Origin of the sequence: Agrobacterium sp. O3.4, assembly GCF_041414895.1 — a bacterium.
Taxonomy (GTDB): domain Bacteria; phylum Pseudomonadota; class Alphaproteobacteria; order Rhizobiales; family Rhizobiaceae; genus Agrobacterium; species Agrobacterium cucumeris.
Genome location: NZ_JALPZP010000005.1, coordinates 36166 through 48873, shown reverse-complemented (window position 1 = coordinate 48873; position 12708 = coordinate 36166). Strand labels below are relative to the sequence as shown.

11 protein-coding genes are annotated in these 12708 nt (G+C 59.6%); 4 read left to right on the top strand and 7 right to left on the bottom strand.

Annotation, left to right across the window (positions count from 1 at the left end; translation table 11 throughout):
* Positions 1-6 precede the first annotated feature (6 nt).
* The 3 genes from M0412_RS20465 to M0412_RS20455 form a co-directional block, all read right to left on the bottom strand.
* Positions 7-1455 carry a PLP-dependent aminotransferase family protein gene (locus M0412_RS20465; protein WP_269700022.1) on the bottom strand — a complete coding sequence of 483 codons (1449 nt, stop codon included), beginning with the start codon at positions 1453-1455 and terminating at the stop codon, positions 7-9.
* A 168-nt stretch (positions 1456-1623) separates the two neighbouring features.
* Positions 1624-3027, bottom strand: a complete 1404-nt coding sequence (locus tag M0412_RS20460) for an aspartate aminotransferase family protein (RefSeq protein WP_142842034.1) — start codon at positions 3025-3027, stop codon at positions 1624-1626.
* Positions 3028-3041: 14 nt separating this feature from the next.
* Positions 3042-4520, bottom strand: a complete 1479-nt coding sequence (locus M0412_RS20455; protein WP_269700023.1) for an NAD-dependent succinate-semialdehyde dehydrogenase — start codon at positions 4518-4520, stop codon at positions 3042-3044.
* A gap of 121 nt (positions 4521-4641) precedes the next feature.
* Here M0412_RS20455 and M0412_RS20450 point away from each other — a divergent pair, with 121 nt between their 5' ends.
* Positions 4642-5109: an Lrp/AsnC family transcriptional regulator gene (locus M0412_RS20450; RefSeq protein WP_142842036.1), complete on the top strand. Its 468-nt coding sequence runs from the start codon at positions 4642-4644 to the stop codon at positions 5107-5109.
* 156 nt (positions 5110-5265) lie between these two features.
* Here the strand turns inward: M0412_RS20450 and M0412_RS20445 are convergent, their stop codons facing one another.
* Together M0412_RS20445 and M0412_RS20440 are read right to left on the bottom strand one after the other, a co-directional pair.
* Positions 5266-6474: an MFS transporter gene (locus M0412_RS20445; RefSeq protein WP_269700024.1), complete on the bottom strand. Its 1209-nt coding sequence runs from the start codon at positions 6472-6474 to the stop codon at positions 5266-5268.
* Positions 6475-6611: 137 nt separating this feature from the next.
* A complete protein-coding gene (locus tag M0412_RS20440; protein WP_269700025.1) occupies positions 6612-7025 on the bottom strand; it encodes a 4-oxalocrotonate tautomerase family protein in 414 nt (137 codons plus the stop codon).
* A gap of 89 nt (positions 7026-7114) precedes the next feature.
* Here M0412_RS20440 and M0412_RS20435 point away from each other — a divergent pair, with 89 nt between their 5' ends.
* The 3 genes from M0412_RS20435 (at position 7115) to M0412_RS20425 (ending at position 9675) form a co-directional block, all read left to right on the top strand.
* Positions 7115-7957, top strand: coding sequence for a LysR family transcriptional regulator (locus M0412_RS20435; protein ID WP_269700026.1), 843 nt, complete (start codon positions 7115-7117; stop codon positions 7955-7957).
* A gap of 192 nt (positions 7958-8149) precedes the next feature.
* Complete coding sequence (locus tag M0412_RS20430; RefSeq protein ID WP_269700027.1) at positions 8150-8353, top strand: CsbD family protein; 204 nt, start codon at positions 8150-8152, stop codon at positions 8351-8353.
* 239 nt (positions 8354-8592) lie between these two features.
* Positions 8593-9675 (top strand): hypothetical protein, encoded by a 1083-nt coding sequence (locus tag M0412_RS20425; RefSeq protein WP_269700071.1) that lies wholly within the window; start codon positions 8593-8595, stop codon positions 9673-9675.
* 56 nt (positions 9676-9731) lie between these two features.
* On the opposite strand, the gene M0412_RS20420 is transcribed toward M0412_RS20425, so the two are convergent.
* Positions 9732-11501 carry a diguanylate cyclase gene (locus tag M0412_RS20420; RefSeq protein WP_269700028.1) on the bottom strand — a complete coding sequence of 590 codons (1770 nt, stop codon included), beginning with the start codon at positions 11499-11501 and terminating at the stop codon, positions 9732-9734.
* A gap of 284 nt (positions 11502-11785) precedes the next feature.
* The gene (locus M0412_RS20415) at positions 11786-12637 is read right to left on the bottom strand and encodes a ferritin family protein (protein ID WP_269700029.1); all 852 of its coding nucleotides are present in this window, start codon (positions 12635-12637) and stop codon (positions 11786-11788) included.
* Between the last annotated feature and the right edge of the window lie 71 nt (positions 12638-12708).

The following is a 12708-nucleotide window of genomic DNA, read 5'->3' as shown; positions in this document are numbered from 1 at the left end:
GGCGTTTCAGCCGATGGAACCGATGTCATAAACCGGCGGCAATTGCTCGAAGGCCTGGCGCACCGTCGTCAGTGCCTTGGCGAGGCTTTGATGGTTGAGGCGTCCGCCGAGACATATGCGGATGCCGCCGCCGTGGCCTGGCCCGGCAACAAAGGGCTCCGATGGCGTGACCGCAACGTTCTGGTTGGTCAGGGAGCGGACCAGGCCGTCTTCCGTCCAGTGCGGCGGAACCCTGAGCCAGGCGCAGAAGGAGAGGGGATGGCTCGAGGCGATATGGTCGCCGAGGATTTCCATTGCAATGGTCTGGCGTGCGCGGGCTTCGGCGCGCTGGATGTCCAGCAGCCGGCGCGCAGTGCCGTTTTCAACCCAGCGTGTGGCGATTTCGGCGGTCAGATATGTACCGCTCCAGCTCGAAACCCGCAGGATGGAGGCGGCGCGGATGGAATAGGCCGGTGGTACGACGAGGTAACCGACGCGCAGCCCTGTCAGGACCGTCTTGGTAAAGCTGGTAACGAAGAAGCCCAGATCCGGCAGCATCTCGGTGATGGACGGCAACCCGTCTTCGATCATCGGGCGATACACTTCATCCTCAATGACGAAGACGCCGTGTCGTTGCGCAATCGCGGCGATGTCGCGCCGGCGTTCCGCGCCCGCGACGTGGCCGGTGGGATTGTTGAGGGTGGGGATGAGAACGAGCGCCCGCACCCCGCCCGCCGCGCAGGCGGCCTCCAGCGCATCGGGCAGAATGCCCTCGCCATCGGTGGGCAGTCCCTTGAGACTGAACCCCAGAATGTTCGAAAGGCCGATAATGCCGTGGTCGGTAAGATTTTCGCACAGCACGACGTCGCTCGAACGGACGATGCAGCTGAGTGCGAGGAAAATGCCGTGTGCGGCGCCGTTGGTGACAAGGATACGCTCCGCACCGGCCGTGACGCCCATCATGCCGAGCCAGCTGCGTGCCGTCTCGCGATGACTGTCCAGTCCCGCGACCGGACGGCAGGGGCGCATGAAACCTGAATTGTCACTATCCGCCAGTTCGCGCAGGATCGCGCGCGAGGCAGTTTCGTGCTCCTCGAGATAAACGCCGCGGATAATGGAAAGATCAAGCACCTCGGTCGGGCTGTGATCCAGCATCATGCGGCCCGCCCGGTCCGTTACCCGCGCCTTGACGAAGGTACCGCGGCCGATTTCGCCGCTCAGATAACCCAGCCGTTCAGCCTCCTTGTAGGAGAGGCTGACGGTCTGGACGGAAAGGCCAAGATCACGGGCCAGATCGCGATGGGTCGGCATGCGGTCCATCGGCTTCAAGACGCCGGCATCGATATCGGCGATGATCCGTTCCGTCAGTGCCGAATGTTTGGTCTCGCCCTTCTGCTTGGTCAGGCTTGGTCGCCATGCCACCGGTTTTGTTGCGGGAACCGGATCGGGACTGAGCGGATTGGCTTGACGACGCATGAAATTGTCTCGTTTTTAGCGAAGGTAATTTCATGACATTATGCACGGTTCTTCAAAAAGATGAAGCCTTATGAATTGCCGGTGACGATTGCACGGCGAATATGCGCAATCGTCACGCTGTTGCCGCTCAAACAGGCATTGATGGTGGAAGCGGGATGGCGCGGATCCTCAGATTTTTTCGCCCGCCTGTACCAGTTCATCCATGACGCTGCGAACAGCAGCTTCGGCGATGGCGATGATCTCGTCCACCTCTGCCTTTGTCGTGACGAGTGGCGGCGCAAAACCCAGAATATCGCCATGCGGCATGGCACGGGCGATGAGACCGCCGTTGCGCGCCGCCTTGGAAACGCGCGCGCCGACCGCAAGACCGGGGGCAAAGCGGGTTTTCCTGTCACGATCGGCGACAAATTCGATTGCGCCCATCAGGCCTACACCGCGCACTTCACCGACGATTGGCAGCTGGGCAAACTTCGCCTTGAGCTGTTCCTGGAAGTAGCTGCCGACGGCCCGTGCATTGCCCGGCAGGTCTTCCTTTTCCACGATGTCGAGCACGGCATTTGCCGCCGCCGCACCAATTGGATGGCCCGAATAGGTATAGCCGTGCGAGAAGGCACCGACGCGATCAGCGCCTTCCTCCATCACCTTGTAAACCTTCTCGCCGACGATTGCGCCGGAGAGCGGGAAATAGGCGGAGGTCAGCCCCTTGGCGACGGTAATCAGATCCGGTTCGATGCCATAATGCTGCGAGCCGAACATGGAGCCGGTACGCCCGAAACCGGTGATCACTTCATCGGCGATCAGCAGGATGTCGTATTTCCTGAGGACAGTCTGTATCGCCGCCCAGTAACCCTCCGGCGGCGGTGTGATGCCGCCGGTACCGAGCACCGGTTCGGCAATGAAGGCGCCAATCGTATCGGGATTTTCCCGAAGGATAAGGGCCTCGAGCTCGTCGGCACGCCGTTTTGAAAATTCGAGTTCGGTTTCACCTGCTTCCGCGCCCCAATAATGATGGGGAGCGCCAGTGTGCAGGATGCCCGCACGCGGCAGGTCCATATGGTCATGATAGAAGCTCATGCCGGTCATGGAGCCGGAGACGACGCTGCAGCCGTGATATCCCCGCTCGCGCGAGATGATCTTCTTTTTTTCCGGCTTGCCGCGCAGGTTGCTGTAATACCAGACAAGCTTTGCCTGGGTTTCGTTGGCATCCGAACCGGACATGCCATAAAAGACCTTGCTCATCCTGCCTGGCGCCATTTTCACCAGCCGGTCAGAAAGGATTGCCAGTTCGTCGGTCGTGTGGGCGGCGTAGGAATGGTAATAGGCAAGGCGATAGGCCTGACGGGAAATAGCCTCGGCCACCTCGGTGCGGCCATATCCGACATTGACGCAATAAAGCCCGGCGAAACCATCGATCAATTGTTTGCCATGCGCGTCCTGAATGCGAATGCCCTTGCCGGTTTCAACGATCGTCGGTTCGCCGAGCTTGCCGCTGGCGAAATCCTTCAGCTGCGTAAAGGGGTGCAGAACCGCGTTGCGATCCATTTCGGCGATACGTTTGATATCGATGGTCATGACAGAAATTCCTTTCAGGCAGCAAGATTGCCGAAGCAGACATATTTGGGTTCGAGATATTCCAGGAGACCATGGCGCGACCCCTCGCGGCCAAGCCCGGATTGTTTCCAGCCGCCGAATGGAATGGGCGCGCCGGTGAATTTCGGCGTGTTGACGGCCACCATGCCGTATTCCAGCTGGTTGGTGAGACGCATCGCGCGGCCGAGGTCGTTGGTGTAGAGATAGGCTGCGAGCCCCATTTCCGTCGCGTTGGCGCGGCGGATCACCTCCTGCTCATCGTCGAACGGCAATATGGCGGCGACCGGCCCGAAGGTTTCCTCGCGGGCGATCAGCATGTCGTCGGTAACGTCGGCAAGAACCGTTGGCGTAACAAAATTGCCGCCCAGAGGACTATCCTGCCCGCCGCAGACCAGACGTGCGCCGGCTGACAGAGCCTGGGCGGTCTGCTGACGGCATTTCTCGGCGACAGAAGCGCGTGTCATCGGGCCGATATCGACATCGGGTTCAAGACCGTGGCCGACCACAAGTTCGGACGTCGCTTTGGCAAACTGGTCGATGAACCGTTCGTAAACTGCGCGTTGAACGTAGATGCGGTTTGCCGCAAGGCAGTCCTGTCCTGATGTGGCGAATTTGGCGCCGAGGCAGCCTTTGACCGCCTGGGACAGGTTGGTATCCTCGAACACGATGAAAGGCGCATGGCCACCAAGCTCAAGCGATGCTTTTTTGACGGTTGCCGCCGATTGTTCGAGGAGGATCCGTCCGACCTGCGTCGAACCGGTGAAGGAAAATGCGCGAACATCGGTGTGGTCAAGAAGGCGGCGCGCCAGCGGGGCGGCTTCGCCGGGCAGCACCTGTAAAACGCCTGATGGCATTCCCGCCTCTTCTGCAAGCTTTGCCAAGGCCAGAGCCGAGAGCGGCGTTTCCGGTGCCGGTTTGACGATCATGGTGCAACCGGCGGCAAGGGCGGCACCGGCCTTGCGGGTTATCATGGCGGAAGGGAAGTTCCATGGGGTGATTGCCACGGTAACGCCGATTGGCTGCATCTGCACGGACAGGCTGCCGCCCTTCAAATGGCTCGGGATGGTTTCACCATAGGATCGTTCGCCTTCGCTCGCGAACCAGTCGAGAAAATTGGCGGCATAGGAAATCTCGCCAAGGGATTCAGAAAGCGGTTTGCCCTGTTCGGCGGTTATGATGGTGGCGAGATCATCCGCGTTTTCACGCATCAACCTGCTCCAGGCGCGCAGGATGTCGCCACGTTCGACGGGCAGCCGTTCGCGCCAGTCGAGAAAGGCTTTGCCAGCGGCATCGATTGCGACATCGACATCGTCGAGCGAGCAGGATGTCACGCTGGCGAAGTGGTCGCCGGTGGCCGGATCGATAACGCTCAGTTTCTCGTCACGCGCCACCCATGCCCCATCAAGATAGGCACGATGCTCGACCAGATCGGTCCGATGCAGACTTTTCAGCGCCGCGCTGGCGATATCTTTCATGAGGAGGCTCCCTTTTTATTTGCAAGGAGCTTAGCGGCGCGGCATCATCGATCGGCGGCGTTTGTTCCTGTCGATGCGCAGGAATAATGCTTAGTTTCTCATATTGACGCAGGAATTCTGCATGACCACCATAGATCGAGCCGACAGGGCGCTGCTTGACGCCGTGCAGAAGAACAACCGCCTGACGTCGGAGGAACTGGCGCAGATCGTCAACCTGTCGCCCACGGCATGTCAGAGGCGGCTGAAGCGCCTGCGCGAGGAGGGGGTGATTGAAGCGGATGTGGCAATCATCTCACCCAAAGCCGTCGGGCGCGGCATCACCATGATCGTTCTGGTATCGCTGGAGCGCGAGCGGGCGGACATCGTCGATCGCTTCAAGGCCGCCATTCGCGCCACGCGGGAAGTCATGATCGGCTATTATGTCACCGGCGACGCCGACTTCATCCTGGTCATCACGGCAAAGGACATGGAGGATTACGAGGCCTTCACCCGCCGGTTCTTTTATGAAAATCACGACATTAAAGGCTTCAAGACCATGGTTGTGATGGATCGGGTTAAAGCCGGTTTTGCCTTTCCAATCGAAGCGTGATTGGAGCCCTCTGGTTTTCCGCTGAGCGTTTCGGGTGCCGTTTGAATGAACCCGCACCCGCGGTCTTAAACTCTTTTGAAGGAAAGCGTTAAAAACGCGCGTGCTGGCGTATGTAACGCCAGCACAATTTCCGGAGCAGCTCCGGGCTCCGAATGATCAGTCGGGACGCTGCAGCAGAGCGAGACCGACCGTGGATGCGGCGAGGATGGCGGTGAGAGCCAATGGCGCAGTAGCCCCATAGGAATCAACGATGTAACCGCCGAAAACCGCACCGATACTGATGGCCACCTGAAAAGAAACGACCATCAGGCTGCCGGCTGCCTCCAGGGCGTCGGGTGCGCCACGGGAAAGGTTGGTCGGCAGCACCACGGGCGCCATGCCGAAGGCAAGGCCCCAAAGGGCGACGAGTGCAAATGCGGCACTGGTATGAGTACCCCAGACAACGAGGGCGATCGTCGCAAATGCCATCAGGGCGGCGGTGACAATGAGCGCGAGGCGGATACTGGTGTCAGCCATTCGGCCGCCCAGCACATTGCCGATCACCGAAGCGACGCCAAAGCCGAGCAGGGCAAGAGCAATCGGCGTGGTTTCAAGCAGCGTCACCTGTTCGAGGAACGGACGCACATAGACCGAGCCGGCAAAATGCCCCGTCATCAGCAGTAGGATCGCAAGCATCCCCAGCTGAACGCTGCGCCGCCGCGTCAGCCGCAGAACATCGGAAAGACTGTTACTCGTACTTGCCGGCAGCGACGGCAGGCTGAGGATCTGCAGCAGCATGGCAATGATGGCAAGTCCCGCCGTCATCGACATGGCGATGCGCCATCCCAGCCAGTCGCTGATCAAGGCGCCCATGGAGGGTGCTGCGATGGTGGCAAGCGAAACGCCGAGGGTGACGATGGCCATGCCGCGCCCGGTGGAATTTGCGCCGACGAGCCGCGCCACGACGGCAACGGAAAGAGCCCAGAAGCCGCTGAGTGCGATACCCAGCCCGGCCCGGCCCACCAGCAATAGCCAGAAATCGGCAGCAACTGATGCGAGAATGTTGGAGCCTATCGCCAGCGCGCTAAGACCGACAAGCACGGTCTTGCGGTTCAGTTTGCCGATGAGAACATTGCTCAGCAAAGCCGTCACGGCGCCCACGGAAGCTGTCGCCGTGACGACCTGCCCGGCGGTTCCCTCGGTGATGCCGAGATCGCGCGCCATGGGCGTCAACAATCCCGCTGGCAGGAACTCGGCCGATACCAGCGCAAAGCTGGTGGCCGCCATCGAAAGAACCGCAAGCCAGGTCGCAGCCGTCCATGCGGGTTCCTCGGCGGCCTCCAGGCCAATTGTTGCCCCATCAAATTCTGATGTCGTGTCCGTCATGGTGTCTCTCCTTGAGTTGGGAGAGTTTTAGACGAATTTTTCCGGATGATATGTATCTAAAAATCCGAATTTCATGCCTATTCCTCCGAAATTTGTGCGTTGCACAACATTCGGCACGTCGATCCAAAGTGATCCTTTCACTCTCTCACATTCGTGCGGCTGCGCGCCCATCGCTGATTCTGGGTTTGCCCGCCATAACCATAGGCGTCGCCATCAACGGCGTGAACCAGAACATAGCTGGCCTCATGCACCGGGCCAACCAGCGCATTCATTTCGTCATAGACGCGCCGGACCCATTCGGTCGTTTCATCCTTGATATTGGTGTGGTCGGTAATCGAAACCTCGACATAAAAGGTACCGATCTTCTGGTCTGCGACACTCGATCCGGCAATGATCCAGTCAGCGGGATCAGCACTTTCGACGAGGACTGCGGTGACGCCCGGATCCTTGTGCAGGATTTCCGCCGTGAGGCGGGACAGCAAGGCCGCCACCTCCTGTTTTGGGTCGTTTCCGTTCTGCGGTCTGGTGTATCGGGCTTTGATCATGGGCATCGGTCTATCTCCTTGTTGCGGGATGACCTTGCGCAAATTTCATCATAATGAGAAGATGATGATAAATATTCCATACATAGTGATTTCATATGATTGATCTCGAAAGCGTTCGCCTGTTCATTCTTTGCGTCGAACTCGGCAGCCTGACGAAGGCGGCCGAGGCGGCGGGAACCGTGCAACCTGTCGTCAGCCAGAAACTGAAGTTGCTGGAACAGCGCATCGGCAGAAGGCTCATCGACCGCTCGCCCCGCCACCTGCGGCTCACGGAGGACGGTCAGGTCTTCCTGCCGAAGGCGCGCGAGCTACTTGCCAAACACGAGGAAGCGCTTGTTTTCAGCGATGAAACCCCGCTGCATTTCAGCCTTGCCGCCAGTGACCACGCGATTGGCAGCCGTCTTTCGACAGCCATACGGGCGATGCGCGCGGCGCTGCCCGCCAATGCGGTGATTGAGGTGGAAATCGGCTTTTCGCGGCGCGCGAAGGATCGTTTTGCGTCCGGGCAGGCCGACGCCGCCATCATCCGGCGCAATGGCGGTGGCCCCGAGGGAGAAATCCTTCGCACCGACAGGATGGGATGGCGGGCCGCGCCGGACTGGCGGCGGCGCGCAAACAGTGCCGTCCCGCTGGTCTCACTGGGGTCTGAATGCGCAGTCCGGGAAATCGCGGTATCGGAGCTTGGAAGGGCAGGCGTTGAATGGCGTGACGCCTTCACGGCCGGAAGCTGTTCGGTGCTGCATGAAGCACTTCTTGCAGGGGCGGGCGTCGCGCCGCTTGGCGACATCAGCGCCCGTGGGCTGCCCGACAGGGGTGCCGAGCTGGGGTTACCAACACTCCCACCCTCCGACATCGTCCTGCTGTCGCGAGCGCGAACACCAGCCCACGCGTCGGCAATCCGGGCGCTGGCCGCTGCCGTATCGGGCACCGGCGACTAGGCGCGGCGGCCGGGATCTCTTCCCTGTTCGGCTGTGGTCAATCTCTGGTGCGTCGTCCCGCTATTCACGCATCTGCCCAGAATGCCTGCCCACATATTCCACGATTGAACTGTCTCGCCGGTGATCCATTTCGGAACCTCTGCGATGTGCGGTCATTTACACGGTGTAACCACAAAGCAAAGGGAGGCCCAAATGGATTGGAATCGTGTCGAAGGTAACTGGAAGCAGATGAAGGGCAAGGTCAAGGAGCAGTGGGGCAAACTCACCGACGACGACCTTGACGTCATCAACGGCAAGCGCGAGCAGCTCGAGGGCAAGCTCCAGGAGCGTTACGGTTACGAGAAGGATCGTACAAAGAAGGACGTTGACGACTGGTATGGTCGTCAGAGCTGGTAACCGACAGACCCCGCTTCGGCGGGGTTTTCTTTATCCGAACCTGCCGTCGTGAAACTTTTTCAGGCGCTACGAGTTTGGTCTGTAGAGCAATCAGCTCGCACCTGTCACCAGCACATAATCAACCGCTACGCGGAGGATTTATCGTCCTTTCGGAGGGGATACCCTATGAACTCTATCATCTATCTCGTCGGGCTCGTCGTAATCGTCTTGTTCATTCTTTCACTGCTGGGGTTACGCTAATGGTCGATTCAATCGGTACTGAAACCAATCGCAGCTATGTCGACTGGCCTGCCATTTTCGCCGGCGCGGTCATTGCATCGGGGGCCATGGCGGTACTCACCACCTTTGCCGGCGGATTGGGCCTGAGTTCAATCTCGGTGGATGATGGCGGCGAGGTCAGCTCGATCTGGCTGATCATAACCGGCCTGTTCGTTATTATTTCCATGGTCGGTTCTTACATGCTGGGCGGCTACATCACCGGCCGGATGCGTCGTCCAGCCGGGCAGGCTGATCGAAACGAACAGACTGTTCGAGACGGTCTCAATGGCCTGGTGGTGTGGGGGATCGGCACGGTCGTCTCCGCTTTCCTTGCTCTCGGCGTGTTGTCCGGCGGAGCGAAAGCCGTGGGAAGTGTGGCGCAAACCGCAGTTGAAGCCACCGGATCGGCAGTTGGCGGAGTGGTGCAAGGCGCCGGTCAGGTTGCGGGCGGCTTGATTTCGGGAGCCGGCAGTGCCGCGGGCGGTATCGCGCAAGGTGCCGGTCAGGCTGCAGCGCCCAGCATCGAGCAGATGCTTCCGCAGGGCATGAGGGCAAATCCCATCGACTACTTCACCGACACATTGTTGCGAACGGATGCGCAGGCCACCCAGCCGCAGGGTGATCAAGCCGCTGGCGATTATCAGCGGCAGATCAGCGGCATTCTCGGCAATCTGCTCACGACCGGTGAGATTTCCGATGCAGACAGAACCTGGCTCACAAATCAGATCGCGGCTCGCACCGGCATCAGCCAGACCGATGCGCAGGCAAGGGTAAACGAGACGGTTGAACGTGTTCAGGCCGTGCGAACCGAAGCGCAGAAAAAGGTCGATGAAGCTCAAAAGCAGATCGATGACATGAAGGCCCAGGCGCAGAAGGCACTGGACGACGCCAAGACAAAGGCAGCTGATGCGGCTGAGAAGGCACGCGTTGCAGGCATCCTCACGGCATTCCTGCTGGCGGCTTCAGCCATTGTGGCATCTGCCGCGGCCTATATCGGTGCCGTTCATGGCGGTCGACATCGGGATGAAGGGCGGATTTGGGGCGGTCTCGCCTATCGGAAATGACCGGCTTTGAATAGCAGACAGGAGCCTCCAGCCTAACGGGTTGGAGGCTCTTTAGTTTATAGTTCGTCCGATGAAACCCACCGGTTCCGGCCTGTCTGCTTGGCGTTCAGAAGCGCGGCGTCCGCGCGTTCCAACACGCTGCTGACGGTCCCCGCATCCGGTGATGTCGCGATACCGATCGATATGGTGATTGGGTCAAGCAGGCGACCTCGGTAGGTGAAAGGCGCGCGCTCGACGGCGTGCCGCAGTTTCTCCGCCACCTTGATGGCATCTTCAACACCGGCAGCCGGCATGAGCACGGTGAACTCCTCGCCGCCAAAACGGAATAATTCACCCAGACCACCGATCGCTTCTGACAGGACCTGGGCGACATATTGCATCACCGCATCTCCGGCGTCATGGCCAAAGCGGTCATTGAAGCGCTTGAAATGGTCTATGTCGAGCATCAGGCAGGCGAGATTTTGGTTCGGCTTCCCAATATGCCTGTTCAGTTCCTCATCAAGAGACCGGCGGTTCAGGAGACCCGTCAGGGCGTCCTGTCTCGCCATGCCGACCAGTCGCTGCCGAAGCTGGAGATTTGCGACGGCAAGGCCGACATTCTCGGCGAGGAGTTCCAGATATAGTCTCTCGGTCTCCAGTGTCTCGTTACCCTGCGGAATTTCAAGATATAACAGGCCAACGGTGTCACCCAGTGCCGTGAGCGGTATACACAGGCCGGTTCCGACACTGCCCTTGATATGATGGCAGGCGACGTCGTCTCCATCAGGGTTACTGGCATGGGGACGCCCGCGCCGGAGCGCCCAGCAATCGTCGATCGAAAACTCCGGAGCGGAAAACGACGGGTTGGACCATTGCCCCGTCGATTGGAGAACCGAGCTGTGTTCTTTGATGACAAGCAGGCGGCCGGCGATGGCGGGGAAAATCTGCGGCATGAATTTCGAAACGACGTCGGACAATTCATCCTGATTTTGACATGCCTGAATCCGATGCATCATTTGCAGGATCAGGTCCTTTATGCGCTGGTTCTTGCGGTGCTCCGCGTCAAGCCGGTCCCGCTCAAGCCCGTTGCTGCGGAAGATGCGGATGGCCTGGTTCATGTCGCCGATTTCATCACGACGTCCCTCGTCGGGCACATCGATACTGTAGTCCTGCCTGGCAAGGCGCGTAACGATATTGCTCATCCGGATAAGCGGCGCGGCAACACGTCTGGTCAGGACGAAATAAAGTACGGCCACAAACATCAGGGCGGTGAGTGCAAGCATCGCCTTGGCGATCGACCCATAGAAATCGCTCCGGCTTTTTGCCTGGTCAACCGTTGCCTGCGAGCGGGCCGCGATACCCTCTCTCAAACCAGCGACGGTGTTTATCAGCCCCGTATGCAGCCGATAATGCTCATCGCCGAACAGGATCTGCTGTGCATCGTTCTGGCGGCCGGATCGATAGAGGCTGATGGCCTCTCGCTCCATCCTGTCCAGCGCGTCAGCGCTCTTGCGGATCTCCTGAAATGAGCCTGCCTCTTCCGGCGAAACACCGAGCGCGGAGAGCTTATCCACGGCGTTTTCGAGGTGCTTTTCCTGATCTTCGTCGACGTAGAATTTCGCCAGGTGCTGCTCGTCGCCGCGCATGACGTAAAGACGAGCCTCCTCGGTACGCTCGTCCGCAATGAGCGCCAGTTCCTCGGCAAGATCATTCAACTGGAGGTGATCCTGGATGGCCACCCGTTCTTGAGAAGCGCTTCTGGCTGACAGAATGAATGTTGTCGCCGATACCGTCGTGAGCACGAGGGTCACGGCATAGGCCAGGTTCGTGATGGTGCTAAGTCGCATGATGGCGCCGTCTGCTTGCCGCAAGCCATGACAACCTGGTGCGGCGAATCCAATATCAGAATCCGCTTATTTTAGTGCATCTCGTAAAAACGGGAAGTTAACCTGCTGGCGATTATCGCGTGAGCACCGATCGCCTGAAAATCCGCCAGGGAGTTCACTTTCATATGGCGGTTTCGGCAGGACTATCTTGCCCAGCAGATTGTCGCAGTCAATGACATCCGTGCAGGGTGCAGGTGGAGTTTCGAGTGCTTCTGCCGCCTGTTCGCGACGGGCGCTGAACGTCATCAAGCCGCGGAAGCGAGGCTGCGCAGGAAGGTGAGGCAACGGACGAGCTGGGACGCGGCGGTAGCGCAGAAATCCAGAGCCGGTTCGGATTTTTCGCAGTTCATCCCGTCGAGATAATAGTCGAGCAGGATGCCGCAAAGCGTAACCGGCTGACCAAGCACCAGATCCAGTTGCCCGGACAATCGTGGCTTGCGACGGAATGCCAGACCGGGGATGGACCTGATACGCGCCTGCGTTTCCTCGATAAATGCCCTTGAGGTCTGATCGTCCTGCCATTCTGCCACAGCGGTGAGGAGTTTTAAAAAATGCTCCTCCAGCCCGAGAATATCCGGCGTGTCTCCCGGTGGTGCGGCGACCCTTGCGGCATGAAACGCCTGCCGCCTTTCCCGGCGCATCGTCGCGACATGGCCGAGTTCCTCGCGCGCCATTTTTTCCGCCGCCTGCCGAACGTCGGCGCTGGGCGCCTGGGCGGCAACGTAGCTCCAGAACATAAATGCCCGTTCCTCGTTCCTGACGGCGGCCGAAAAAGCGCGGTAGGCGTCGAGCGTTTCTGGCGGCACCATATCGGCGCCTTCGGCATCGAACATGGGTGAAAGGTCCGGGGCGGCGAGGGTGCCGGCAGTGTCGGTCGGCACCGTCTCGGCAGCCCATACGCCGACCTGACGCAGATGCGTTTCCTCCTCGGCAATCAGCCGTTCGAAAACGGCGGCAAGCGCCGGCTGGTTTTCATCCAGCATTCGTTGTCTGAGGGCGACATAGCCATCGATTGCTTCCTGTTCCATGCGGGCTGCGGTTTCCAGCACGGCGTGCATCGTCGTCAGAACGGGCGGTTCGGCATTCAGTCTAGACATGGGTTTCTCTTCAAAATCCTTGTCCCACACTGCCACATCAAACAACGCGGTATTTGTTCTGGATCAATGAG